Raw genomic sequence first — 24,449 nt, forward strand, 5'->3', positions numbered from 1 at the left:
CCACGCCCCGGCTCGTCACGCTTGACATCCGTATGTCCCCGTGCTCGGCGAGTTCCCCGGAATGTCCTCCCCGCAGATGCGCCCCCTCCTCCTCGCTCTTGTCTCCGGCATTCTCGCCTGTGGTGGCCGCACGGATCTCTCGCTCACGGCCACGTCCGGCGACGACGAGCCCATGGCCTGCGTCCCCTTCGTGCCGGTCTCCTGCTACACCGGCCCCGCGGTCACCGAAAACGTGGGCATCTGCGCGAGCGGGGAGCAGGCTTGCGACGAGCATGGGAAGCTTGTCGGCGCGTGCATCGGGCAAACGACCCCCATGGTCGAGCAGTGCGACGCCGAAGGGCGCGACGAGGACTGCGACGGCCAGATCAACGAACCGGATGCCCAGTGCTGCGGCGACGGCGTCCTCGCCTTCGGCGAGACCTGCGACGACGGCAACGCCGATCCGACGGACGCCTGCACGCCGCTCTGCATGCCGCCCTTCTGCGGCGATGGATTCCTCCAGCGGGAGCTCGGGGAGGAGTGCGATGGCGGTCCCTTGTGCTCGCCCTGGTGCAGGCACCGAAAGCTCGTGAGCGCAGGCGGTGGATTCACCTGCGCGGTCCTTCCGGATGAGAAAGCTCGCTGCTGGGGCAGCGCATCGAGCGGCAGGATCGGAAGCGAGGAGTTCGAGGATTTGGGGGATGAACCCGGCGAGATGGGCAAGCACCTGCGGGCCGTCAAGCTTGGGGAGGGGGCGCGGGTCGTCGATGTGGTCAGTAGCAGTGGGCGTACCTGCGTGCTGCTCCGTGATGGACGTGTCAAATGCTGGGGCAATAACTCGAACGGCGTCCTCGGCCTTGGTCACAGCAAATCCGTGGGCGATGAGCCGGGGGACATGGGCGACGCGCTTCCCTTCGTCGATCTCGGTACGGGCGCGACCGCGGTCTCCATCGCGGCAGGCGTCTCCCATATCTGCGCACTGCTCGCGGACGGGCGCGTCAAATGCTGGGGATACGGTACCTATGGTGCGCTCGGATTGGGCGACATGAAGGACCGCGGAGATGAACCGGGCGAGATGGGCGACGCATTACCGGCCGTCGACCTGGGGGCCGGCGCGGTGGTCCGCGCCATCTCCGGCGGCCAGTACCATAGCTGCGCGCTGCTCGCGGACGGGCGCGTGAAATGCTGGGGGCACGGTTTTTCGGGCCAGCTCGGAACCGGGGACAAAGAGACGCGAGGGGATGACCCGGGCGAGATGGGCGACGCGCTTCCTGCCATCGACCTCGGGACCGGCGCGAAGGCTCTGGCCATCGCGGCCTGGGGCCAGCACACCTGCGCGCTCCTCCACGAGGGTCGTGTCAAATGCTGGGGCAACGGCATCAACGGATCGACCGGGCAGGGGGATAGCCTTTCCAGGGGAGACGAGCCGGGGGAGATGGGCGACGTTTTGCCGGCCGTGGACCTTGGAGTCGGCGTAACGGCGATCGCAATCGCAGGCAATTGCGCTCTCTTCGACGGCGGGCGCGTGAAATGCTGGGGCCACAACGGGTATGGCAGGCTCGGTCTCGGGGACACGCAGGCCCGCGGTGACGGTCCGGACGAGATGGGGGATCACCTGCCCTACATCGATCTCGGCGCAGACGCTGTGGCCGTCGCCGTCGTTCCGGGCGGCTCCCACACGTGTGCGATCCTCCAGGAAGGTCGCGTCAAATGCTGGGGCGACAACACATTTGGAGCGCTCGGGCTCGGCGACCACGAGCACCGGGGCGACGATCCAGGAGAGATGGGCGACGCGCTTCCGCTAGTGGATCTAGGTGCAAGCTTGTGGTGAAGCCGTGTGCCCGCGGGAGCATGGCAGCCTCGGCGCGAAGCGTCGGTTGAACTTATCCACTTCCAGCGGATAGCAAGGTCTCGCCATCCGTCCACATTGACAGACGTGACCGAGAGCAGGCTTAGTGCGCGCCATGGTCGCCCCCCGCGTGTCTCGGCATACTTCCGGAAAGCACCTTCTCCCCCTCCTCTTCTTCGTTGTGGCTGTGTTCGCGACGGGCGCTTGCACCGGGCACGGCGAACCCAGGCTCGAGGAAGCCCGCCTGGCCCAGGAGGGACCGAATGATCCGGGACCGACACCTGGCCCTCTGCCAGACCCGGAATGCCCCACGTCGGGAGCGGTGTTTCCCGCGGACCTGACCTCGTCCAGCGAGCCGTCCGATGCCGGGGCCACCGCGGGATCGTTCAGCGTCACGCCGACGGGGGACGCGCGATACGTGTTGCCGCTCGAAGCCGCTCCTGGGCGCGCAGGGATGTCGCCCAGAATTGCGCTCGAGTACGACGGATCCGGGGACGGTGCCGTGGGATTCGGTGTTTCATTGTCCGGATTCTCGCGAGTGACACGTTGCCCGAAGAACCAGGCGCAGGATGATGCGATCGCGCCGATTGCGTACGACGACAAGGATCGGTTGTGCATCGATGGGCGGCGGCTCGTGAAGGTCGGCGAGGGGGCAGGCGTCATCGAATATCGTACCATCCCCGAGTCCTTCACGAAGGTGCTCGCCTTCTTTCCGGCAGGTTGGGATCCCACGCTGGGACCGTCGAGCCTACGCGCCTACACGAAAGAAGGGCTGACGGTCGATTATGGAACGACCGACGACAGCAAGGCGCTTGCCTCGAATGGAGCGGTCCGGGCGTGGTGGGCGGCCCGATCGAGGGACCGCAGCGGAAACTGGATCGGATTCGCATACCACAACGACAAGAATGTCGAGGATCCGGCGCACCCTTATACGACCGAGATCTTGCCCGATCGAATCTCGTACACCGGGCACCCGAACTTGCCTCCGTCGCGTTCGGTGGTGTTCGTGTACGACGAGCGCCCAGCGCAGCGTGTGCGGACCACGTTCACGGGCGGGATGAAGCTGCGAACGTCGCGGCTGCTCTCCAGGATCGAAATGAGGGCGCCCCTCAATACGATCGTCCGGCAGTACGACCTCGCATATACGTCGAGCTCGACGACGGGCCGGAGTCTGCTCTCCTCGCTGAAGGAATGTACGGCGCAAGGCCTCTGCAAGCCGGCCACGCGGTTTGGGTGGAACACGCCGCCGCTCGGGTTCGAGGACGTACCGACAATGCTTGGGGTACCCTTGCATGCGGGCGCTTCCGTGATCACCACGGATCTCGAAGGAGACGGGCTCGACGACCTGGTGATGGCCGACGGCGAGCCGGGGGTGCTACCGCCGCCAGTCACGTACTTCTTTACAGCCAGCCCGTTCGCCGCCAAATTCAAGCGAGCGTTCTTCCTCGACTTCGATGATTACTCCACGCCGATTTTGGAGCGCGGCACTCCGATCGACATCGACCACGACGGCAAGCTCGATCTGTTCCTGCACGACATGAACGGCAATGCGACGACGTGGAAGGTGCACCGCACGCAGGCCGACGCCACCTTCGAGCTTCATGATACCGGCGTCCCGCGTCCATTCCCCGGTAACCAGAGCGCCCCGACCGGCCTCCGGGGTCCCGACGCCTCTGCGCACCTTGCGGATATGAATGGCGATGGGATGGCGGACCTCGTCACGTGCACGAAGGCGCCGGTTCTCTACGCATGGACGTACCGCCCGTGGGCGCCCACCCCCGGCGGCTTTGCCGCTACGACCGAGGTGATCCCGACGTTGGAGATCCAGCCCTGCGATTCGGATCTCTACACGGTCGATGTGGATGGAGATGGAAAAAGCGAGCTCGTCGTCCCCGACGTGCGGATCTTGCCGGACGGATCCCCGCAATTCCTCAATGAATACGTCGCCGTCACGAGGCGGGGGCCGGGGAGCTTCGCAGCGACAGCGCAAGACCTCCCCACCGTGCCGCCGGGAGGCGGCATGTTTTTCCTCGACGTGAACGGCGACGGCTTGCCTGACGCGGTACAGACGGGCTTTTCGAATGGCCAGCCCGCGACGTTCTTGAACACAGGCGCTGGGTATTTGCCGAGCGTGAACGCGTTGCCGGGCGTCTTGCTCCCGTCGGACACGTTCGCGCAGCTCGGGGCGCCCATCGATTTCGATGGAGATGGGCTGCAGGATTTGCTGATCCCGTTGAACCATTTCGCCGGCGGCGTGCCCCACTGGTCGGTGCTGCGATCGCACGGGGATGGGACGTTCGAGATCGTCGATGTACCGGACATCACGTTCGACACGCTCCTCACCGCCGCCGGGGCCACCATCGCGCATCCGTTCGCAGCGCGCGTGATGGAGGCGAACGGGGACGGCGCGAGCGACGTCCTCCTTCCGATTGATGAGAAATTTCGCGTGTTTCTCAACCGCGCGGCGCACGTGGACACGCTCGCGTCGGTGACGGATGGAATGGCGCGCCACCAGCCCGGCGATCCGGAGTTCCGGCCCGGCGTGGCGATCAAGTACGCGACGCTCGCGGATCCGAGCGTGTACGAGCGGGCGGAGGGGTGCGAGTACCCTGTGCGGTGCGTGGCGGGGCCGCGGCGGGTGGTCGCGGCGTACGAGGTGGATACGGCGGGGGAAAAACCGCGTCACTACGAGCTGCGTTACAAGGATGCGCGCTTCCATCGTCTCGGCCGTGGTTTCCTTGGCTTCGCCGAGCGGGTGGTGCGGGACGTGGACAAGGATGCGGGGCGGATCGAGATCTACGACAACAAGACGTACGATCCCGGCTTTCGCACGTTCCCTTTTGCGGGGGTGCCCACGCAGGTGATGCAATGGGTGACGACACGAAAGACGTATGACGTCACGGTCGAGCTCTCGTTCAGCTCGATCACGTCTCAAGTGATGCCGTCGAGCGGGGGCACGAGTTATTTCACCACGCCGGTGTACCGCCGGGAGCGAAAGGAGCAGGCAGAGCTCAATCTGCTGGTGCTGGCCGCGGACTACCAGGGGAGCTTCGACGTCTACACCAAGGCCGCGTACGGGGGGACCGCCGACACGACGCGCCTCTCGGAGTCGATCCACATGCTCCTCGATATGGACGACTTCGGGAACGCGCTCGCGGAGAAGACGCTCGTCGCACGGGAGTTCGACCTCTTCGGCGGCACGCTCGAATCGCAGGCGGAAACGCTCGAGGAGGTGACGCGGACGTTCGAGAATGACACGCCGGCATGGCAAATCGGACTCCTGAAGACACAGGAGCATTGCAGCACCGCCGGGGGCCAGACGCTCTGCCGTACGGGAGCGCGCCAGTACGACGGAAGCGGTCGCCTGTCGCTCATCACCGTCAGCTCGCCCGGAGATTCGGACTCGTGGGTGGAGTTTTCGTTCGGCCGGGATGTCTTCGGCAACATCACGAAGACGGTCGCGCGGGATGCGTTCGAGGGGCGGCGCGCGACGTGCACGGCTTACGAGCCGGAAGGCATCTTCCCGGCTGTGCGTGGCAACGCGAAGGGGCACTTGAGCTTCGCGAAGTTCCATCCGGGGTTCGGCGTTCCGCTCACGGCGATCGATCCGAATGGCCGCGTCACGCAATGGGCGCTCGACGACTTCGGGCGGGTCGTAAAGGAAAAACGGCCGGGTGGCGTCGAGACGACGACGATGACGCTGCGCGACGCAGCCAACGTGGTCCGCGTGCGCACGACCACGCCAGGGTGGGGTGCCGGAGAGGTCGAGCTCGATCGCTTGGGGCGCCCGATCCGGCAATGGTCCCGTGGAACCACGCTCGCCGGCGTGCTTGGTCCGAGGACGCTACGTGAAATCACGTATGACTCGTTCGGGGAACACGTCGAGCGTGTCCTCATGCCCACTTCGGAGACAACACTCGAAGCCGATCGGCATTACCATCGGTTCGAGCGCGATGGCCTTGGCCGCGTCACGAAGCACACCTCTCCCTGGGGGGGCGTGACGAGGACGCAGCATGAGGGCTCGCAGGTGTGGCTCTTCGATGCGCGTGGAGGGCACACGGTAACGCACGTGGACGGTCTCGGCCGCATCGTGAGGGTCATCGACGCCAACGACAAGGAAACGACGTATGGCTACGGACCGTTCGGTGGACTGCGGACGGTCACGGAGGTTGATGGCAACAGCAATGCCATGACGACCATGGAGCGGGACGCGTTCGGGCGTGTTCGGACGCTCCACGAACTGGACCGCGGCACGACGGTGACGCGTTACACCGGATTCGGCGACCCCTGGTGGACGCGGGACGCGCTCGGGCGGGAGACGCTCTTGCAGCGTGACCGCCTCGGGCGTGTGACGAGGCGCGTCGACGCGGATGGGGAGACGCTCTGGACGTGGGACACGGAGCCGAATGGAATCGGCGCGATCGACGAGGTGAAGAGCCCGAAAGGCTACACGAATCGGTGGAGCTACGACGGAGCCGGACGGACCACCACGAGCGAGCTCGACATCGATGGGGAGACGTTCTCGATCGGATTCGATTATGACACCCTGAGCCGGCTCTCGAAGGTCACGTACCCGGAGGCGGCGGGGGTTTCTTTCGAAATCGAAAACGTGTGGGACGACGCGGGGCACCTCGTCAAGGTACGCGAGGTCGGCAGCGCCGTGGATACGTGGGCGCTCACGAGCGTGGACGGCGCCGGCCGGATCACCGGGGAGCTCTTCGGCAATGGGGCCGCGACGACGCGGGTCTACGATCCATCCCGGGACCGGATCTCCTCGATCCGAACGACCACCGCGACAACGCTCCAGCACCTCTCGTTCGGGTACGATGAGGTGCTGAATGTCACGCGGCGCGAGGATCTGCGGAACCTCGTCCCACAGGTCGAGACGTTCCAGTACGACGCGCTCCAGCGCCTCTCGTGCGCGACATTCGACGGGGAAGCTCCCTGCGCGCGGTCGTGGACCTATCACGCCAATGGCAACCTGGCGACGTCGCCCGGCGGGGGCACGTACACCTACGAACTCGACCGCCCGCACGTACTCAGCAATACGCAGCTCGGTTCGTACGTGCATGATGCGGTCGGCAATCAAATCGGGCGGCCGGATGCGACGGTCGAGTACACGGCATTCGACTTGCCGAAGCGCCTGACCCCGACCAATGGCGCCGGGGACGTGCTGTTCGACTATGACGGGGACCAGCAAAGGATCCGGAAGACGGCTGGGGATCTCGTATCCGTCTACGTGGACGAGCTCTACGAGCGGGTGACGAACCTCGCCACGGGAGCCGTGGAGCACCGGTACCACGTCAAGTCGGGGGAACGGACGGTCGCCGTCGTGACGCGTTCCGGAGCCGCGACGACGCGGCGGTATTTGCACGTCGATCACCTCGGCTCCGTGGATGTCGTCTCGAACGAGACGGGCACGGCAGTCGAGCGGCGGAGCTACGATCCGTTCGGCGCGCGGCGAAACCCGCAATGGGGAACGCCGCCCGCGGGCCCCTTCTCGTCGGAGATGTCGCTCGGGTTCACCGGGCACCTCGGAGACGAGGAGCTCGGTCTCGTGTTCATGCGCGGTCGCATGTACGACCCGAAGATCGGGCGGTTCCTCACGCCGGATCCGTTGGTCCCGAATCTGTATTCCCGGCAGAGCTGGAATCCGTATTCGTACGTCGAGAACAACCCGCTGACGTTCACGGATCCGAGTGGGTTCAGTCCGACGGGCCCTGGGGCCCCCGACGTGCCGCGTGATTCGGATGGTGGTCAAACGGTGTACGTCTTCGGGCAGCCGCGCGCGACTCCGGTGACGTCCTTCCTCCTGCCGTCGATCGAGTCGGGCGCGTTGCGAACGGACTCGAATTTCGGCATGATTGGCACCACGACGGCCTTTCGCGCGGAGCCTGCGCCCGGGGGCGGAGAGGAGGACAGGACGGACGGCTGGGACGTCGCTCAGGAGACGCTCGGCGGGTTCGCTTCGGAATGGGCGGAGGACATGACCGACACGGCCATCGCCGGCGCAGCGATCCTCGCTGCGCCGAACTTCTACTTCGCCTACAAGGGGTTCCAGTTCTGGACCGGCGTGATATCTACCGGCGTCGGTGGCTACGAGGAGGGGGGCATTGCAGGCGCAGCGAAGGCCCTGCTCGGGATGCTCAATCCGCTGCGGAGTGTGGGCGAGCTAAAGGACGCGGTCGATCGAGGGGATTATGGGGCGGCGGGGGCGCATGGGTATCACGCGGTCAAGATGGTGGTGCAGACCGTTGCGGGTGGGGTGCTCGTGGGCGGTGGGAGGAATTTGGCTGCTGGGGCTGCGAGGGGAGGAGGCGGCAGGCTCAAGTTGTATCATGGGACAGATCTAGAATCGGCCCTCAGCTTTCTCAACGGAAAGCCGCTGGATGCGGCCAAGGCCGCAGCGGGCAAGATCGATGGCCCGCCCGGCTTCTTCTTGGCCACGCACGCTGACGATGCTATCTACTTCGCTACTAGGCGAGGCAGCGGAGCGATCCTCGAATACAGTTTCTCTGACGCTGCTGTTCGGCGGCTCGGCGGGCTTCAGTTGAGCCCACTTGGCGCTCTGGGCAAGTTCGGACGGTTCTTAGGAGACGAGGCAATCGTACCCGTGAAATCGTTCGGCAAGTTCAATCAATTGCGTGCGGCGGGTGAAATCACCGTCGTGCCCTTCACCCCGTGACGACGCATGAACCTCCAGCCTTTGGATGCTCTCCAGTGGGTTCGTACACGACCTCAGCAATTCTTCCCCCTCGGCAAGCCCGAGCCCATCTACTTGCTCGCCTACTTGATGGCCGACGTGCTGGAACTGGGTCGTGGCTCTTGCACCATCCGGCAGCGGGACGGCTGGTGGATCATCGGGAGCGAGATCGACTGGCTGCATGATGCGCGACATTCGGAGACCGAACTCTTCGAGCGAGTCGTCGCGGCGCCACAACACGGGGAGCACTCCATGCGTGGTGAGGTCCTGCTGTCAGCTTTTGCCCGGTCCGTATGGATCGCGCTCGACGGGCGGAGAGTATGCATTCAGGGGGAGGAGCCGCCGCCGGGAGCATGGGACCAGGCCGTGGACCTCCATCGAGCCATCGTCTTCGCCATGTGATGGCAACGCTCGGTCGAGCCCTCGGGAGGCCCCTCCCCCTCTCCCGAAACCACCCGCCCACCCCGACCAGGGTCCTCTCTCCTTAGCTGTTACCGCCTCCATTGACTGCGGGAGCCCGCGCCTCCCAGTGGATTTCGACGACGCGATCGCTCGAAATAGCAAAGGGGCGATTCGGACAGCACGGCGTCGTTGCGATCGATCTGTCCAAGGTCGGGAACCGAGTGGTTGATCTTACCCGGGGCATCCCGGGCTTGTCTCCCAATACAATGCTGTCGCGATGGGCGATGAAGGCGCAGGAGGTGTTGATCCAAGGCAGCGTCCCTGCTAATGCCATCACCTCCGTCCCATGAGAGGTGAGGTTCGGGATGAGCTACGAGAAAGAGATCGAAGCGCTGGAGTTGGAATGGTCGCCGGAGGACGGCTTTTTTGGGCGAGTTCGCCAGGGCCAGTTCGCGGCAGAGGACTTCCAGCGGGCCCTCGGGAGGCTCGCTGCGATTTCGATCGAAGAGGACGCGGAAGTGCCTCGACGAGTTGTCTCATTGCTTTGGTACATTCCGGTCTTCATGCAGTGGCAGGCCGAACGGGTCCGCGAGAATGGTGCTGACGTGACGGCCTACGCAAATGCAATCCAGCTGATGACCAACGAGGTCGAGCGGCTGCTCGGCGTTCCATAGGCCCGCGGACCTCTCGGGTGCGGCCGCTCCCCCGGAGCGTCCCAATCCATGCGCCTTCGACCCGGTGGGGCGCATGGGTATTACCTCGCCAAGCAGGTGGTGCAGACCGTCGCCGGGGGGGTGCTCGCTGGCGGTGTGAGGAATTTGGCTGCTGTGGCAGTGCGAGGACCGGCAGCCGGAGCGAAGATCGTTTCACCGCCGCTGCCGGGCCAGGTCATTCGGGGCTCAATCGAAAAGCCAGTGTTTGAAGGGCATGGCGGTACCATTCCGGGTTCGACCAAAATCCCGCCGGGAACGTGGCTTCAAATCCTCCAGTCTTATTTTCTGCCCGAGGCGGCTGCTCAACAGGCTGCGATGAGGGGCACACTTGGAAGCGGTGGACTCGTGATCCCGCCCGGCGGGAACGCACCGCGTCTCGTTCTGTACCCGCAAACGCCCGGCATGTATGTTAGGCCCACGTCATGGCAAGTGACGCGACCGACGCGACTGGAAGACATTCTCGAACCCAATATGGGTTTTTGCGTGTGGGGAGCATGTAGATGATCGACTCGACGAAGACTCATCGACGCGGGATCTCCTGCCAGATCACGGCATTCGAAGTCCTTGACGCTCCCACGGACCCGGACGTGCCGCCCCGGAAGTGGATGGCGGTAGCTACTGCCCACGTCTATGACCCCAACATCGTCGTGCCACCACTGACACCCGCACAGACGGTGTTGGCAGGAGAGACGATGCGGGTCATCAGCAGCCGCTCGTACGCCGACACCGAAGCGGAGGCGATGGCGATCGCGCTCCAGGGACTGCTCTTTGAGCTGACGGCGAGCGGGTTCTCGGCAACCACGACGTAAGCTCTGGTGAGTTCATTTCGGTTACCGCCGCTCCCTTCGAGCCGGAGAGACGCTGCCATGAAGCAATACTTCAAGCACTACGCCGAGTCCGAACTCGGAGCGGGAACCGCATACATGGAGATCACCGATGGGTGGCCGAGTCGCCAGGTCGAGGTCTATGGTGAGACGTGGCGGTGGGGGGACGAGGCTCATAACAAGTATCTCGCTGATCAACCCTTCGAGGTCCTCGAGCTTGGTGAAGAGCACGAGATCTCAGCGGAGGAGTTCGAGCGAGCGTGGCAGGAGGCGCTGAAGCGATGCCCACCGTCTTCCTGAACGGCGACCTCTTCCACCACGAAGGACTGCGAGCTCTTGCCCATGGCTGCGACTGTGCAGGCACTCGAGGGGCTCGGGCGCGAAACGGACATCGAACTGGTTGTCTTCGAGGAGTACGAGCCTGCGAAGGACAAGGCGGGTAGCATAGAGGTGCCCGCGGGCGCGGCGTCCGGCGAGATTCGGGATGGAGCGGCGGGAATCGGGGCAAGATGTACGAGTCTCTGGAATGGTCTGCACAAACCGAAGCCCGACTGCGGGGCGCCGGATGGTTCCGAGGTCGCCGAGATTCGCAGCGTGTTGCGCGGTGGCGGCAAACGCTGGAAACCCCCGACGGGTTTCGCATGTCGATGGCGGCCGAAAAAGTTCTGGCGGAGTTTGGCGGTCTTCGTGTGGACTGCAAAGGGCCCGGTCTCGCGTGCGCCCGCGGAGGCTTCAACTTGGACCCGGAGCTTGCGAGCGGCGAAGAAGACCGGTTCGGCGACTTCCGAGATCAGGTTGGGAGGGATCTCTTTCCACTGGGCGAAGCGTACAAGGGTGAGGTGTTTCTCGCCATCGATGACATAGGCCGGGTCTATCTTCTCGGCGACAGGATTCAACTGGCTGGGGCCAGGATCTATAGCGCGCTGGACTCCATCTTGGTCGGGCGCTTACCGAGGGACATCGCCGGGGCATAACCTCTGTCCAAGCGGTAGGAATCACCATATGAAACCGATGGACAGGATCGTTCATGAACTGGCAGCCGAGCTCGTCGCGCGCTTCGAGCCCGTTCCGGGCCACCCCGATAAGGCGCGACAAATGTGGGTCGTGTCGGTCGCAAATGCGGAGCCTGTGGCGCATGCCCAGATGGTCGACGCTTTGCGCGAAGCCGCGGAGGAGGGGATGCGCCGTGCAGAAGACGAGGCGTCTCTATCGCGTTCGCCGATTCGGCCCCAGGTATCGGTCGGGGCCATCGCCCCACAAACTCTTTTGATCCAGATAGAGCTTCCACACCCCGTACGCGACGCGGCCAACGCATGGATCGTTGTACCGGCATGGGTGCTGCGCTGCCTGGATGCTACATTGGAAGTCGTTTCCGTTTACGGCATCCCCAAGCAGTACTGGCTGATTTTGCAATGATTCGCCCGTCTCCGGTCCCCCGAACACCTTTGAAGTAGGACCGATGAGCCTCACTCGACTCGAATCAAGTCATCCCTTGCTGATGGCCGCCTATCGCAACGCCTCGCCCGAGCAGCAGAGGTCTGCGGCGTTGCGCGCGTCGGAGGGCGCTCTTGCGACCGTCGGCATGAGCGATGCTGATGTGGAGGCCGCGCGCGCTTGTCTCCGTGAGGAGACGCAGGCGGATCCGGCGCTGCTCAGGCGTCTCAGGCAGCGGGTGGAAGCGCTTGACTCCAACGACCTGAATGCCGAGGCCGGCGAGGATGGGCGGACGGAGGCGTCGCTGGCCTGGTTCTCCCAGGCGCGTGCCCTGGCGGCACTCCTCTACCTCCTTTCGCCCTCACAATCCGGCAGCCTGCACGAGTCGATCTACGAGTCGCTGATGGCGGTGGAGGACCCAGAGCCGCTCTGTGCAGAAATCATGTCAGTGCTGCGTGTGTGACATGGATGCCGGAGATGTCGTTGGGATGCCTCATTCGAGGCCCCTCCCCCTCTCCCGAAACGAACCGCCCACCCCGGATAGGGCCCTCTCTCCTTCCCCCTCACCATGCCGAGGCCCCGCGTAGGGGTTTCCTTCAGGCGCCTCCGCCCCGAGGCCACCCAGCGCCTGCCGCACCTTTTCCAATCGACAGCCCATGACGACCCCGGGGGTACCTCCTGCCTCCGCGATCAGAGAGCCGAGCCACCCAGGCGCAGGCGCCCGTCCCCCCCTGCACGACGTCTCCCCACCCTGACGCAGGTCCTCCCCACGAAGCAGACTTCGTGCATCCACCCCCTCCCAAGCTCCCCGCGGGAAATACCGAGCGGGAAGCTACCCCGGGGGTGGTCCTCTTGGCGGAGCGAGGAGCGCTCGCGCAGGCCCAGGGCGGGTGCAGACGCGAAACGAGCAGCGGCCCCCGACCCCCCTCCTGCCTCGCTCACCTGAGCCGATTCAGACCAGCGCCCCCATACTCGCATCCGCCGTCGCCTGCGCGTGCATCCGCCGAATGCAAAGCCGGAGCCCCTCACGCAGGTTCGCGCACGTGATCACCCGCGACAGGTCGAGCCCCAGGCTCACCACCGTCTGCGCGACCGTCGGCCGGATGCCCGTGATGATGCCCTCGGCGCCGAGCAAGCGGATGGCCGAGATGAGCGAGAGGATGTGGGCCGCCGTCGCCGTGTCCACGATCTCGACGCCCGTCAGGTCCAGGATCGCAAAACGAGCGCTCTGCTTGGAGACCGCCGTGAGCAGGTCGTCCATCACCCGCGCCGCGCGCGCGCTGTCGACGACGCCCACCATCGGGAGCGTGACCACGCGGTCCCAGACCTCGATGATCGGCGTCTCCAGGTTGCGGATGACCTCCTGCTGCCGCTCGATCAGGTTGATCCGGTTTTGCAGCTCCTGCGTGGCGCGCTTCGAGTCGCTCTTGTCGAACGACAAACAGATGGCGCCGACGACCTCGCCGTCCGCGTCCTTGACCGGGGAAAACCAGTTCTCCCAGAGGACGCCGTGTGCTTCGACGATGTAGTGACGGTCCTCGCCGCGAAGGGCGCGCTCGACGTTCTCCAGGATCACGGCGTCGTGCGCGTACGCCTCGGGGAGGTGCTTGCCGAGGTTGAAGTTGGGGCCGAGGCCGCTCGTGATCAGGCTCTTGCCGTCATTCAAGGTGACATAACCGCTCCGATCCACGACGGTCACCGCGATCTCCAGGTTGTCGAGCAACATGCGCAGGATCCGCTCCGGATCCCTTTCGCTCGGCGGCGCGGCGGGCGCGGGCGCGGCGGGGAGGAGCACGGCGTGGATTTCGGGGCCATCGCTCACCCGGCGCGCGCTCCAGGAGAATGCCTGGTATGGCCCGTCCGCCCCCCGCAGCCTGCTCACGGCGCCGAGCGCCTCGCCGTCCTCCGGCAGACGCGCCCATGACGCCTGCAAGGCGCCCCGATCCTCGGGATGCACAGCCTCCACGAGCGAGCGCCCCACCGCGCCCTCCTGGCCGAAGAAGCGCGCGGCCTCCCGGTTCGCCATTGTAATGATGCCCTCGGGGCTCGTCACGAAATAGATACCCGGGCATGCGTCGAGGAACGATTGGAGCATGACTTGTCCTGCTTGCCATCCTGTTACCACCGTACGCCGCGTCATTGCAATCCTGCAATTTAGAATTCGTTCCTGTCAGGTTCATGACAGCCAATGCGCCGTTTGCATGGCGGTGCTGCGGGTTGCGTCCTTTCGATTTCGTGGAGGGTTTCCGCGCTTCGCCGGGATCTCGCTGCGGCCTCGCTTGCCACGCGCCCGCCCTTTCGCTCTCATGTCCGGGTGCGCACCCAAGCCCTCGGTCTGCTCGCGCGTGTCGCGGCCGGGATCCTGTTTCCCCTCGTGCTCGGCGCGTCGGGGTGCTGCGGCTGCCCGATGGGCCTGTGCTCGTCGTTGATGAAGGGGCTGCCGGGGCCGGGATCGTCGCCGCCCACGACGGGGCCCTCGCTCGGCGTGGGCGGCGGAGCGGGCGCATCCGAGGCCGAGGCCGAGGCGGGCGAGCCGAGCGCGCCGCTCGCGCCCGAGGGCGCGCAGGCCGAACGTCAGCCCGTCCATGGGAGCGCGAAGGAGCCGCGCCTGAGCCTCGACAGCAGGCTGCCCATTCGCGGGGCGCTGCAGAAGCAGGCGAGCGGCAAGACGCGCTTCGTGCCGCATGCGGCCACGGCCGCGGCGCCGATCGGGGACGGGTCTTCCTTCGTCGTCGCCGGCGCCACGGGCCTCTGGGAGCACGATACGAACACGCTGGCGAAGCGCTCGCGCCTCGTCCCCGGGCCCGTGCTGGATGTCGCCGCGGCCCCGGACGGCGCGCGGTTCGCCTATACGCTCTCCGGCGGCCGCGTGCGGGTCGTCGAGTACCCGAGCCTCAAGCAGCGCGCGGCGGCGACGGTCGACGTGCCGGTTCGCATGCGGTTCTCCGCGGATGGCAAGCACGTCGCGCTCGGCTCGGAGAGCGATACGGTGACGCTCCTCGACGTGGCCACGGGCAAGACCCACGTGTTCGACACGGACGAGGACGTGAACGACGTCTTCCCCATGCCGGATCGGCCCGGGGAGGTCGCGTATGCGAGCGACGACGACGAGTTCGCGATCGTCGACGTCGTGAAGGGCCGCAAGGTGTTCGGCTCGGAGCCGCTCGTGGAGCGCTGGCGGTCCACGAACCGGCCCTTCTTCACGATGCGCGATCAACAAGCCGTCGCCTACGATCCGGTCACGAAGACGCTGATCGGCGGCGGGGACGACAACATGCTCTGGCGGGTCGACGATCTGCGCGGATCCCCTTCGATCCGAGCGCCCATCGAGCTCGGCGGCAACGTCGTGGAGATCGCCTGTTGCGCGGGGCAAACCGCGGTGGACCGCGCGGCCTACGTGGCCGTCGATGACCTCCGGGTGCGCGCCGTGGCCCTCGACGGGCGGCTCGGACCGCAGTTCGGGCCGCTCATGGGCAGCGTGGGTTCGTTCAAGATCCGCGTCGCGCTCCTGCCCTCGGGCGACGTGCTGGTCGTGCCACAAGGCACGCTCTACCGCTGGGCGCCGCGCACGGGCGAGGCGCTGCGCTCGTCCGATTACGCCGCGCCCTCCGCGCTCTCGGCGAGCGCGCTCGACGCCGACACGCTGTACGTGTTGTGTGACGCGGGGGTCTGCGTGGTCCACCGCGTGGCCCACGGCGCGCCCGCCGCGGACGTGGAGACGGTGATCCTCGGGGAGCTTCCGGGCCTCGGGATGCGCTCGATCCTGCCGTTCGACAACGGGACACGCGCGATCGTGACCTCGAAGGACAACAAGCTCCGGCTCGTGTACCTCGGGCCCGGCGGCGCGCTGGAGGCGCCGATCGACACGTCCGCGGAGGCCTCGTTCGGCGAGAAATACGCCCGGCGCGACGGCGGAACGCACGGGTGTCTCCTCCCCGGCGGCGACGTCTACGAGATCACGGCGAGCCCACGCGGCGCTCGCAAGGTCGGCACGGCCGCGGGCAGCGGGCCCGTGTCGTCCTTCGACTGGGACGTGGCCTCGAAGCGCTGGCGCATCGGCCGCCGCGGCCACGGGTTCGTGTACGTCCCGTAGAACCTATCCGCGGCGCTTGAAGAACGCGTCGAGCGCGGCTTGATGCACGGGGCCGCCCCAGACCTCGGCGAAGGTCGCCCGCTCGCGCTCGATCGCGTCGCCGCGCATCGCCGCGCGGACCGCCGTGAGCGCGCGTTTCTGCGCCGCGACCACGTCACGGGCGTTGCCGGCGATCCGCCCGATGCGCTCGAGCGCCCGCTCGCGGGACGTTCCTTTCGGCACGACCTCGTTCACGAGCCCGATACGCGCGGCCTCCTCGGCGCCGACCTTCTCGGCCGAGAACATGAGCCGCGGCGCCTCGATCGGCCCCACGCGCTCGACGAGCCGCGTGAGCCCGCCCCAGGCCGGCGAGAGGCCCATGCGGGCGTGCCGGAACGCGAGCGAGGCGTGGGCCTCGACGATCACCATGTCGCAGAGGAGCAAGAGCTCGCAGCCGCCGCCGTAGACGTTGCCCTGCACCGCGGCCACGACGGGCAGCGCGCTCGTCTCCAGGACCACGAGGTCGTCGTACATGTCGAGCACCACGGACGGGCCCGCCTGCTCCCGCACGGCGCGGGCGATCTCGTGGAGATCCCCGCCCGAAACGAACGTCTCTTCGCCCGTCGCGGTGAGCACGATGCCGCGGACCGCGGGGTCGGCCTCGGCCGCGCGGACGGCCTCGGCGATGCGGCGGGTGAGGTCTCGGTCGAGGGCGTTGTGGGTCTTCGGTCGGTCGATCGTGAGGACGAGCGCGCCCTCCGTGGGCTCGATCCGCAGGCTCAAGACGGCGCTCCGCGGGCCCGGCCGTTGAGACGGCCGTTCATGCGGGAGGGGAGGGGCGGCACGCGCCGGGGCGGCATACGCTCGTCGTGGATCACGTTCGTGATGCGCAGATCGACCTCGCGTTGCGAGATGCGCCCGTGCGTCAGGGCGTACTTCTCGGCGTGCTCGATGATGGCCGAGGCCACGTCGATGCCGCTCGCGCGCTCGATGCCTTCGAGCCCGGGGGAGCTGTTGATCTCGAGGATCTTCGGCTTTTTCTTCGATTCGAGCATGTCGACGCCGGCGACCTCGAGGCCCATCACCTTGACCGCGCGGATGGCCGCGTTGCGGTAGGCGGGCAGGAGCTTGACCTTGTCGCCCTTGCCGCCGCGGTGCAGGTTCGAGCGGAATTCGCCGGGCTTGGCGACCCTGCGCATCGAGGCGATCACGCGGCCGCCGACCACGAGGATGCGGATGTCGCGGCCCTTCGATTCGCGGACGTACTCTTGCAGGACGATGTCCTGGCCCATGGCCCAGAGCGTCTCCAGGAGCGAGTGCACGGCCTGGGGGGTCTCGGCGATCATGGTGCCGATGCCCTGCGTGCCCTGCTGGAGCTTGACGATGGCGGGACAGCCGACGAGGGCGAGCGCCGAGTCGACGCCGGCGGGGCTCCGCGCGCAGATCGTCGCGGGGACGTCGATGTTCTTGCGGTTCAGGAGCTGCAAGGCGCGTAGCTTGTCGCGGCTCCGGGCGATGGAGACCGCGCTGTTCAGCACGGGCACGCCCATGAGGTCGAACTGGCGCACCACGGCGAGGCCGTAGTTCGTGATGCTCGCGCCGATGCGGGGGATCACGAGGTCGAACCGAGGCACGGGGTTGCCCTCGTGGAGCAGGCTCGACCGGCCCTTGGAGACGACGATCTGCAGGTCGAGCGGGTCGATGACCGTGATTTCGTGGCCACGCGCGCGGGCGGCCAGGACGATCCGGCTGGTCGAGTAGAGGTTCTGGTTACGCGAGAGGAGGAGGAACCGCATCCGGGGGGAGCGAGGCTAGCAGAGCTTGGGAGCGGGGGCGCGCGGTTCCCTCGGCTTCGCCGGCCGGGGTACAGCCTCACACTTCTTCCTCTTGCGCCCGCGAATATTTCGTGTACGAATTATCATGGAAACGCCGGGAAATCGTGGGGTGAGAGCGCCCCGGGGGCCGGCGCAAACCGAGGAGTTCGTGGCCATGTGGCAGCCGTTCACCGAGGAGCACGAGCAGTTCCGGAAGACCGTCCGCGCGTTCGCCGAGAAGGAGCTCGCGCCACACGCGGAGGAATGGGAGGCCGACGAGTGCTTCCCGAATTGGGTGTTCAAGCGCGCCGGTGAGCTCGGCATCCTCGGCGCTCATTTCCCCGAGGAGCACGGGGGCATGGGGCTCGACTACTGGTTCAGCGCGGCGAAGGCGGAGGAGCTGCCGCGCTCCCGCCTGGCCGGCGTGACGATGGGCCTGCTCGTGCAGAGCGACATGGCGACCCCGGTGATCAGCGACCTCGGGACGAAGGAGCAGATCGAGGAGTTTTTGAAGCCCGTGCTCGCGGGGGACAAGGTGATCTCGCTCGGCGTGAGCGAGCCTGCGGCGGGCAGCGACGTGGCCGGCATCCTCACGACGGCGCGCAAGGACGGCGACGACTACGTGCTCAGCGGGCAAAAGACGTTCATCACGAACGGGACGCGGGCCGATTTCGTGACGCTGCTGGCGAAGACGACCCCCGACCGCGGGGCGCACGGCTGCTCGTTTTTCCTGGTCCCGACGAGCCTGCCGGGCTTCAGCGTCTCGAAGAAGCTGAAGAAGGTCGGCAACAAGTCCTCGGACACGGCGGAGCTCTTCCTCGACGAGGTGCGGGTGCCGAAGCGGTACCTGCTCGGCGAGGAGAACATGGGCTTCATGTACCTGATGCAGAACTTCCAGAGCGAGCGGCTCATCGGCTCGGTCAGCGCGCTCGCCGGCGGGTTCTACATGCTGGACCAGTCGATCGCGTACGGCCGTGATCGCGTGGCGTTCGGCAAGCCGATCCTCAAGCGCGAGGTCTGGCAGCACAAGTTCGTGGACCTCTTCACGCGGGCGGAGGCGGCGAAGTCCTTCGTCTACAAGTGCGTCGACCAATACAACGACGAGCGATACGTGAAGAAGCAGCCGGTCAGCTTCGACACGGTGAAATACATCTCGATGGCGAAGGTGCTCGTGGGCGACGTGGTGAGCGACATCATGGACACGTGTCTGCAGTTCCACGGCGGCTGGGGCTACATCGAGGACTTCCCGATCGCCCGCGCCTGGCGCGACCAACGGCTCTTCCGCATCGGCGGCGGGACGACCGAGACCATGAAGTACTACATCGCCAAGTTGATGGGCTTCTGACCGAGCAGACCCACCCCCGGCCGTCCGCGCAGGCGGAAAAGTGCATCGGTGTGGGTTGGATCGCCAAAAAAACAGGAGACAAACGCGCTGGGAGGCTGTAGATACTGCGCCTCCCAAGCACGACGGGGCTGTAGCTCAGTTGGGAGAGCGCCTGACTGGCAGTCAGGAGGTCAGGGGTTCGATTCCCCTCAGCTCCACCGGCACGAAGGACGACGAGGGCGCCGCAGAACAAGCGGCGCCCTTCGTCGTTTGTGGGCACGGATCCGGAGAGGGACGGGAAGCGCGCGGTCCGCGCGTGGCGCTTCGCCCTGGCGGGGTACGTGGTGCTGCTCGGGATCGTCTCGGGCCTCGCGTATACGCGGGGGCTGCCGCTCGCCGTCCTGTCGACGCCCTACCTCGACAAGGTGCTGCACTTTCTGCTGCTCGGCGGCGCCTCGTTCCTCGCGCGTCGGGCCACGGGCGACGCGCGCGTGCCGCGGATGGGGCTCCCGGCGGGGCCGTCGGTGGTGGGGCTGCTCGCCACGATTGAGGAGTGCGCGCAGAAGTTTTCGCCGGTGCGGACCTTCAGCCTCGGCGACCTCGCGGCGAATCTGCTCGGGGTGGTGGTCTTTGGCTGGCTCGGGAGACCACGTCCGCGGAGCCGCCGCAGCGATTGACTGTTTTCTCGCGAGGCGTTTACGATCGAGAGGAGATCCACGCGCGCTCGATCCCACGCGCGCGCGTTCGCGGATCGGCCTTTTGGATCTTTCGACTCGGCGGAGCGCTTGGCATGAAGACGCATATGATCCGGCGGTGGATCACGGCTGCACTCCTCGCGGGCAGCGTGTCGGCGGCGGCGATGAGCGCGAGCGCGGCCGTGCCCGTGACGATCACCAACCAAGGGCGGCTCTTCGACGCGGACGACGCGCCGATCCACGGCTCGCTGACGGTGAGGTTCGCGATCTACGACGCGCCGAACGCGCAGACGCCGCTCTGGAGCGAGGAGCACAAGGTCGACTTCGACGAGGGGTTTTACTCGGTCTCGCTCGGGTCGCTCGTGCCGTTCGACAAACTGTTCGACGGGTCGGTGCGGTACCTGGGGATCACGATCGCCGACGATCCGGAGTTAGAGCCGCGCGCGCCGATCCAGAGCGTGCCGTATGCGCTCCTGGCGAACGACGTGAACGGGGACATCCACCCGACGAGCGTGACGGTCAACGGGACCGAGGTCATCAATAACAACGGCGAGTGGGTGGGTCCGCCGACGGGGCTCGTGGGTCCGACGGGTCCACAAGGTCCGACGGGCGCGCCCGGCGCCGTGGGCCCCGTGGGTGCGACGGGCGCGATGGGTCCGGCGGGTGCTATGGGTCCGGCGGGTCCGGTCGGGCCGATAGGACCGATGGGTCCGGCGGGCGCGATCGGGCCTGCGGGTCCGATGGGGCCGATGGGTCCGGCCGGCGCGACGGGCACGACGGGCGCGACGGGCGCGGTGGGTCCCATGGGGCCGATGGGCGCGACGGGCGCGATGGGTCCGCAAGGGGTCGCAGGCCCGACGGGCGCGGTGGGACCCATGGGTCCGCAGGGTGCGACGGGTGCTCAGGGGGACGTGGGGCCCATGGGCGCGACGGGTGCAATGGGTCCGCAGGGGGTCGCAGGACCCACCGGCGCGGTTGGACCCATGGGTCCGCAGGGTGCGACGGGTGCGCAGGGGGCCATCGGACCCATGGGCGCGACGGGTGCGATGGGCCCGCAGGGGGCCGTAGGCCCGACGGGCGCGGTTGGACCCATCGGTCCGCAGGGTGCGACGGGTCCCGTGGGAGGGGTGGGACCCACCGGCGCGACAGGTGCGATGGGCCCGCAGGGGGCCGTAGGCCCCACCGGCGCCATGGGCGCACAGGGGCCACAAGGCGTTCAGGGCCCGCAGGGCCCGATCGGTCCGGTCGGCGCGACAGGTGCCGTGGGCCCGCAGGGCCCGATCGGCGCGACGGGCGCCGTGGGCGCGCAGGGTCCGCAAGGCCTCCAGGGTCCGCAGGGCCCGATCGGCGCGACGGGCGCCGTGGGCGCGCAGGGTCCGCAAGGCCTCCAGGGCCCGGCGGGCTCGGCGAACATCAACGGCACGACGAACTACATCATCAAGTTCACGAGCGCCACGACGGGCGGCAACTCGCGGCTTTTCGACAACGGCACCAACGTCGGCCTCGGCACCACCGCCCCGAACTCCCCGTTCCACGCCACCTCGGCGAGCACGGTCCGCACAATCCTCTCCGAGAACACGACGACCACCGGCGCAGCGATCGTCGGCATCAACTCCGCGCCGGAAGCCCCGGACGCGGTCGGTGGTTCGGGCGTGTATGGCGTGACGAGCCAGAGAGGCCTCGCGGCCGTGTACGGCGACAACAACAGCCCGAGCGGCACCGCCATCCACGGCGCGGGCCAAAACGTCGGCGGCTTCATCCTCGTCGCCGGCTCCGGCGGCGCGTTCACCGGCTGGGACACGGGCACCTTTTCGAAAAACATCGCCCCGACGGGCGTCTCACAAGCCGTGTACACCGACAACGCCAACGACGTCGCCCGCATCAACTTCTGGGACGGCGGAACGATGTTCAAGATCCTGGGCATCGGCGTCGTCTCGACCACCGTCCTCGACCCGACCGATGCCGCGGGCCAGCGCCGCGTGACCCTCTACGCGCCCGAGGCCCCGGAGGTGCTTTTCGAGGACTACGGCGAGGCAAAGCTCGACCACGGCTTCGCACACGTCGAGCTCGACCCGATCTTCACGTCCAACGTCCAGGTCGACGAGCGGCACCCGCTCCGCGTGTTCATCCAGCTCGAAGAAAACGAGCAAACGCGCGGCGTGGTCGTAAAGAACAAGACCGCGACAGGTTTCGACGTGGTGGAGCTCGGCGGCGGGGCGTCCAACATGCCCTTCCAGTGGCACGTCGTCTGCAACCGCGCAGACGAGATCACGCCGGCCGGGCGCCTCTCCCATTACGCGGATCTACGCTTTGGGATCACGCCGGAGCCGCTTCCGTCGAGGCCCGCGCGCATCGACAACCCGAGCACGCAGGGCCCGAGCGCAGCCGCGGATCCGTCGCTCGCGTGGCTGCAAGCGCTCCTGCCGCTCATGCACAACGGGCGATAACCGAACCTCTGCTCGCAGGCCGTTGCGCCGGGGCGCTGCCCCAGCGCGGCGGCCTCTCAGGGCTCTTGCGTGGCGCCGGGCATGCCGCCGTTCAGGCGGCGGCCTTCGGGCAGCTTCTGGACGCTTTGCGGCGTGGGCTGCCCCATCGTGTAGATGAGCTTGTACTTGCCGTTGCGCACCTGGGTGCCGCCGGCGACGATTTCCGTCGCGGGGTGGCCCTTTGCTGCGACGGGCGGGGGCTCGTTTTCCTTGTCCTCGACGACGAGCAGGCCTCCCGCGTCGCAGCCGAGGACGCCCATCACCGCGAAGATCGCGAGGGATCCGACCGAGAGACGCGCGAGGGAAGCCATGGGTCGATTGTAGAGCCGGCCTCGGGCGAGGTTCAAGGCTCCTTTTTCTTGATGATCACGAAGTTTGCGCGGCGGTTCTGCTGGCGGCCTTCTTTCGACTCGTTCGAGTCGACGGGCACCGTTGCGCCGTAGCCTTTGGCCACGAGCTTCTCGGGTGGGATGCCGCGCTTGATGAGCCAGGCGCGCACCGAGTCGGCGCGGCTCTGCGAGAGGATCTGGTTGTACTCGTCGGCGCCCACCGCGTCGGCGTGGCCTTGCACCTCGATGAGCTCGATCTCGGGGTGCTGGAGGATCGCGTCGCGGACCTCGTGCAGGAGGTCGTCGCTCATCGGATCCACCGTCTGGTACTGGCTCGACAACCCGAAGCGGAAGCGGATCTGGCGCCGGATGACGATCTCTTTCGACGTGACCTCGACCCTTGGGCAGCCGTTGTGCTGCGGCTCCGGATCGGGCTTTCCGGGCACGTCGGGACATGCGTCCGTCTTGTCGGGGATCGTGTCCGCGTCGCGATCGGGCGGGCAGCCGTGCTTCTTGGGGTCCTCGTTTGGCGCGCCGGGATCCTTGGGACAGGCGTCGACGGCGTCGAGGATGCCGTCTTCGTCCGTGTCGGGTGGGCAGCCGTTTTTCTTGGGATCCGCGCTCTTCGCGCCGGGCTCGCTCGGGCAGGCGTCCTTCGTGTCGACGAGGGTGTCGCCGTCGGTGTCGGGCGGACAGCCGTTCTTCGTCGGATCTTCGTTCTTCGGGCCGGGCTCGTTCGGACAGGCGTCCTGTTTGTCCGCGATGCGATCGCCGTCGGTGTCGACCGGACAGCCGTTCTTGTGGGGATCGTCGTTCGCGGGGCCCGGCGTCTCGGGGCAGGCGTCGCGTTTGTCGGGGATGTCGTCGCCGTCCGTGTCCTTGTCGGCCGGGGCGGCTTGGGGCTCGTAGCCGATGCTGCCGACTGCCGAAAAGACGGGCGTTCCATACCCCTGCGTGAGGCCGGGGCCCGCGGCCGCGCCGACGACCAGGAAGGGCAGCGGGCGGAGCTTGGCGCCGACGAGCAGCTCGGCCGAGACGGGGGACGCGACGGAGATGCGCGTGTCCTCCGTGTCGAGGAGGACTTCGCGCGAGAACGGTGTCGAGAGCGAGAGCTCGGGGCCGACCTGGAAGAAGTCCTTGCCGAAGACCACGGCCGCGCCGGCGCGCGCGTCGAACGTGTGCGGGCGGGCCGAGGCGCGCAGGGTCGTGCCGACCGAGACGCTGTACAGGAACCGATCGACGCGGCCGCCCAAGATGACGTGTGGCTCGCCGCGGACCGCGCCTTCGGCTGCGTAGCCGGCCGGGCCGGTGGGCGTGTAGAGGTAGCCGCCGAGGCCGACCTGGAAGGCGCCGCGATCCTCGCCGAAGAGCCGCACGCGCGCGCCGATGCGCAGGTCGCCGACCTCGGCCGATTGCGGCGAGGCGAACTGCGCGCCGAGGACGGTGGGGCTGTCGCCGCCCTGCGCGAGCGCGAAGGGCATGTCGAGCGAGACGAGCAGCCGATCCCAGAGCGCGAGCGAGGCGTTCACGTGGAGGAACGTCTGCTGCGAGACGATGGCGTAGCGCGTGTCGCCTTCCTGGATCGAGAGCGGGCTCAGGCCGAAGTCGACGACGGCCTTGGCGCGCGGGATGAGGTGACCGCCGACGCCCGGGGAGGGGACGCCGAAGAGCGCGTCGCCGGCAACGGAAGGCTGGAAGCGCTCGAGGGCGCCGGTCGCGCTCGCTTCTTGCGCGAGGGACGGACATGCGAAAAGGAAGACCGCGGCCCCAGCCAGGATCGACCGAGTCCGCCCCAGGCGGCGATCTAGGCGCATATCCGCAGAAA

Annotated in this window: 18 protein-coding genes and 1 tRNA gene; 14 read left to right on the forward strand and 5 right to left on the reverse strand. The window is 67.2% G+C overall.

Annotation, left to right across the window (positions count from 1 at the left end; genetic code table 11):
* The first annotated feature begins 61 nt into the window (after positions 1-61).
* The 9 genes from E8A74_RS19865 (at position 62) to E8A74_RS19905 (ending at position 12,367) form a co-directional block, all read left to right on the forward strand.
* Positions 62-1,810 carry an RCC1 domain-containing protein gene (locus E8A74_RS19865; protein ID WP_136930609.1) on the forward strand — a complete coding sequence of 583 codons (1,749 nt, stop codon included), beginning with the start codon at positions 62-64 and terminating at the stop codon, positions 1,808-1,810.
* A 133-nt stretch (positions 1,811-1,943) separates the two neighbouring features.
* Positions 1,944-8,513: an RHS repeat-associated core domain-containing protein gene (locus E8A74_RS19870; RefSeq protein ID WP_136930610.1), complete on the forward strand. Its 6,570-nt coding sequence runs from the start codon at positions 1,944-1,946 to the stop codon at positions 8,511-8,513.
* Positions 8,514-8,519: 6 nt separating this feature from the next.
* A complete protein-coding gene (locus tag E8A74_RS19875; RefSeq protein ID WP_136930611.1) occupies positions 8,520-8,933 on the forward strand; it encodes a hypothetical protein in 414 nt (137 codons plus the stop codon).
* A 365-nt stretch (positions 8,934-9,298) separates the two neighbouring features.
* Positions 9,299-9,607 carry a hypothetical protein gene (locus tag E8A74_RS19880; RefSeq protein WP_136930612.1) on the forward strand — a complete coding sequence of 103 codons (309 nt, stop codon included), beginning with the start codon at positions 9,299-9,301 and terminating at the stop codon, positions 9,605-9,607.
* 539 nt (positions 9,608-10,146) lie between these two features.
* Positions 10,147-10,455, forward strand: coding sequence for a hypothetical protein (locus E8A74_RS19885; RefSeq protein ID WP_136930613.1), 309 nt, complete (start codon positions 10,147-10,149; stop codon positions 10,453-10,455).
* A 57-nt stretch (positions 10,456-10,512) separates the two neighbouring features.
* Positions 10,513-10,770, forward strand: a complete 258-nt coding sequence (locus tag E8A74_RS19890) for a hypothetical protein (RefSeq protein ID WP_136930614.1) — start codon at positions 10,513-10,515, stop codon at positions 10,768-10,770.
* A 209-nt stretch (positions 10,771-10,979) separates the two neighbouring features.
* Complete coding sequence (locus E8A74_RS19895) at positions 10,980-11,444, forward strand: SUKH-3 domain-containing protein (RefSeq protein WP_136930615.1); 465 nt, start codon at positions 10,980-10,982, stop codon at positions 11,442-11,444.
* Positions 11,445-11,472: 28 nt separating this feature from the next.
* On the forward strand, positions 11,473-11,886 hold the full coding sequence (locus E8A74_RS19900; RefSeq protein ID WP_136930616.1) for a hypothetical protein: 414 nt from the start codon (positions 11,473-11,475) through the stop codon (positions 11,884-11,886).
* 43 nt (positions 11,887-11,929) lie between these two features.
* Positions 11,930-12,367, forward strand: coding sequence for a hypothetical protein (locus E8A74_RS19905; protein ID WP_136930617.1), 438 nt, complete (start codon positions 11,930-11,932; stop codon positions 12,365-12,367).
* 489 nt (positions 12,368-12,856) lie between these two features.
* Here E8A74_RS19905 and E8A74_RS19910 read toward each other — a convergent pair whose 3' ends face one another.
* Positions 12,857-13,999 (reverse strand): STAS domain-containing protein, encoded by a 1,143-nt coding sequence (locus tag E8A74_RS19910; protein WP_170229240.1) that lies wholly within the window; start codon positions 13,997-13,999, stop codon positions 12,857-12,859.
* Between the two features lie 219 nt (positions 14,000-14,218).
* On the opposite strand from E8A74_RS19910, the gene E8A74_RS52470 reads away from it, so the two are divergent.
* A complete protein-coding gene (locus tag E8A74_RS52470; protein WP_170229241.1) occupies positions 14,219-15,997 on the forward strand; it encodes a WD40 repeat domain-containing protein in 1,779 nt (592 codons plus the stop codon).
* 3 nt (positions 15,998-16,000) lie between these two features.
* Here E8A74_RS52470 and E8A74_RS19920 read toward each other — a convergent pair whose 3' ends face one another.
* Positions 16,001-16,759, reverse strand: coding sequence for an enoyl-CoA hydratase/isomerase family protein (locus E8A74_RS19920; RefSeq protein WP_136930619.1), 759 nt, complete (start codon positions 16,757-16,759; stop codon positions 16,001-16,003).
* Positions 16,756-17,772, reverse strand: a complete 1,017-nt coding sequence (locus E8A74_RS19925; RefSeq protein ID WP_136930620.1) for an ATP-grasp domain-containing protein — start codon at positions 17,770-17,772, stop codon at positions 16,756-16,758. The genes E8A74_RS19920 and E8A74_RS19925 overlap by 4 nt, the downstream gene beginning before the upstream one ends.
* A 193-nt stretch (positions 17,773-17,965) precedes the next feature.
* Between E8A74_RS19925 and E8A74_RS19930 the strand changes: the two genes are divergently transcribed.
* From E8A74_RS19930 to E8A74_RS55540, 4 genes are all read left to right on the forward strand, one after another.
* Entirely contained in the window at positions 17,966-19,135 is a 1,170-nt protein-coding gene (locus tag E8A74_RS19930) for an acyl-CoA dehydrogenase family protein (protein ID WP_136930621.1), read from the forward strand.
* A gap of 124 nt (positions 19,136-19,259) precedes the next feature.
* A tRNA-Ala gene (locus E8A74_RS19935) sits at positions 19,260-19,332 on the forward strand.
* Between the two features lie 54 nt (positions 19,333-19,386).
* Positions 19,387-19,791, forward strand: coding sequence for a VanZ family protein (locus E8A74_RS19940; RefSeq protein ID WP_136930622.1), 405 nt, complete (start codon positions 19,387-19,389; stop codon positions 19,789-19,791).
* A gap of 113 nt (positions 19,792-19,904) precedes the next feature.
* A complete protein-coding gene (locus E8A74_RS55540) occupies positions 19,905-22,256 on the forward strand; it encodes a hypothetical protein (protein ID WP_170229242.1) in 2,352 nt (783 codons plus the stop codon).
* 56 nt (positions 22,257-22,312) lie between these two features.
* Here the strand turns inward: E8A74_RS55540 and E8A74_RS19950 are convergent, their stop codons facing one another.
* Complete coding sequence (locus tag E8A74_RS19950) at positions 22,313-22,642, reverse strand: hypothetical protein (RefSeq protein ID WP_136930623.1); 330 nt, start codon at positions 22,640-22,642, stop codon at positions 22,313-22,315.
* A complete protein-coding gene (locus E8A74_RS19955) occupies positions 22,639-24,438 on the reverse strand; it encodes an OmpA family protein (RefSeq protein WP_136930624.1) in 1,800 nt (599 codons plus the stop codon). Before E8A74_RS19955 ends, E8A74_RS19950 begins: the two co-directional genes overlap by 4 nt.
* Positions 24,439-24,449: the final 11 nt, after the last annotated feature.

It is taken from the genome of Polyangium fumosum (assembly GCF_005144585.1).
GTDB classification, from domain to species: domain Bacteria; phylum Myxococcota_A; class Polyangia; order Polyangiales; family Polyangiaceae; genus Polyangium; species Polyangium fumosum.

Coding starts and splice junctions, on each gene's coding strand:
- E8A74_RS19865 (WP_136930609.1), top strand. CDS start 62: ATGTCCTCCCCGCAGATGCGCCCCCTCCTCCTCGCTCTTGTCTCCGGC.
- E8A74_RS19870 (WP_136930610.1), top strand. CDS start 1,944: ATGGTCGCCCCCCGCGTGTCTCGGCATACTTCCGGAAAGCACCTTCTC.
- E8A74_RS19875 (WP_136930611.1), top strand. CDS start 8,520: ATGAACCTCCAGCCTTTGGATGCTCTCCAGTGGGTTCGTACACGACCT.
- E8A74_RS19880 (WP_136930612.1), top strand. CDS start 9,299: ATGAGCTACGAGAAAGAGATCGAAGCGCTGGAGTTGGAATGGTCGCCG.
- E8A74_RS19885 (WP_136930613.1), top strand. CDS start 10,147: ATGATCGACTCGACGAAGACTCATCGACGCGGGATCTCCTGCCAGATC.
- E8A74_RS19890 (WP_136930614.1), top strand. CDS start 10,513: ATGAAGCAATACTTCAAGCACTACGCCGAGTCCGAACTCGGAGCGGGA.
- E8A74_RS19895 (WP_136930615.1), top strand. CDS start 10,980: ATGTACGAGTCTCTGGAATGGTCTGCACAAACCGAAGCCCGACTGCGG.
- E8A74_RS19900 (WP_136930616.1), top strand. CDS start 11,473: ATGAAACCGATGGACAGGATCGTTCATGAACTGGCAGCCGAGCTCGTC.
- E8A74_RS19905 (WP_136930617.1), top strand. CDS start 11,930: ATGAGCCTCACTCGACTCGAATCAAGTCATCCCTTGCTGATGGCCGCC.
- E8A74_RS19910 (WP_170229240.1), bottom strand. CDS start 13,999: ATGCTCCAATCGTTCCTCGACGCATGCCCGGGTATCTATTTCGTGACG.
- E8A74_RS19925 (WP_136930620.1), bottom strand. CDS start 17,772: ATGCGGTTCCTCCTCCTCTCGCGTAACCAGAACCTCTACTCGACCAGC.
- E8A74_RS19930 (WP_136930621.1), top strand. CDS start 17,966: ATGTGGCAGCCGTTCACCGAGGAGCACGAGCAGTTCCGGAAGACCGTC.
- E8A74_RS55540 (WP_170229242.1), top strand. CDS start 19,905: ATGAAGACGCATATGATCCGGCGGTGGATCACGGCTGCACTCCTCGCG.
- E8A74_RS19955 (WP_136930624.1), bottom strand. CDS start 24,438: ATGCGCCTAGATCGCCGCCTGGGGCGGACTCGGTCGATCCTGGCTGGG.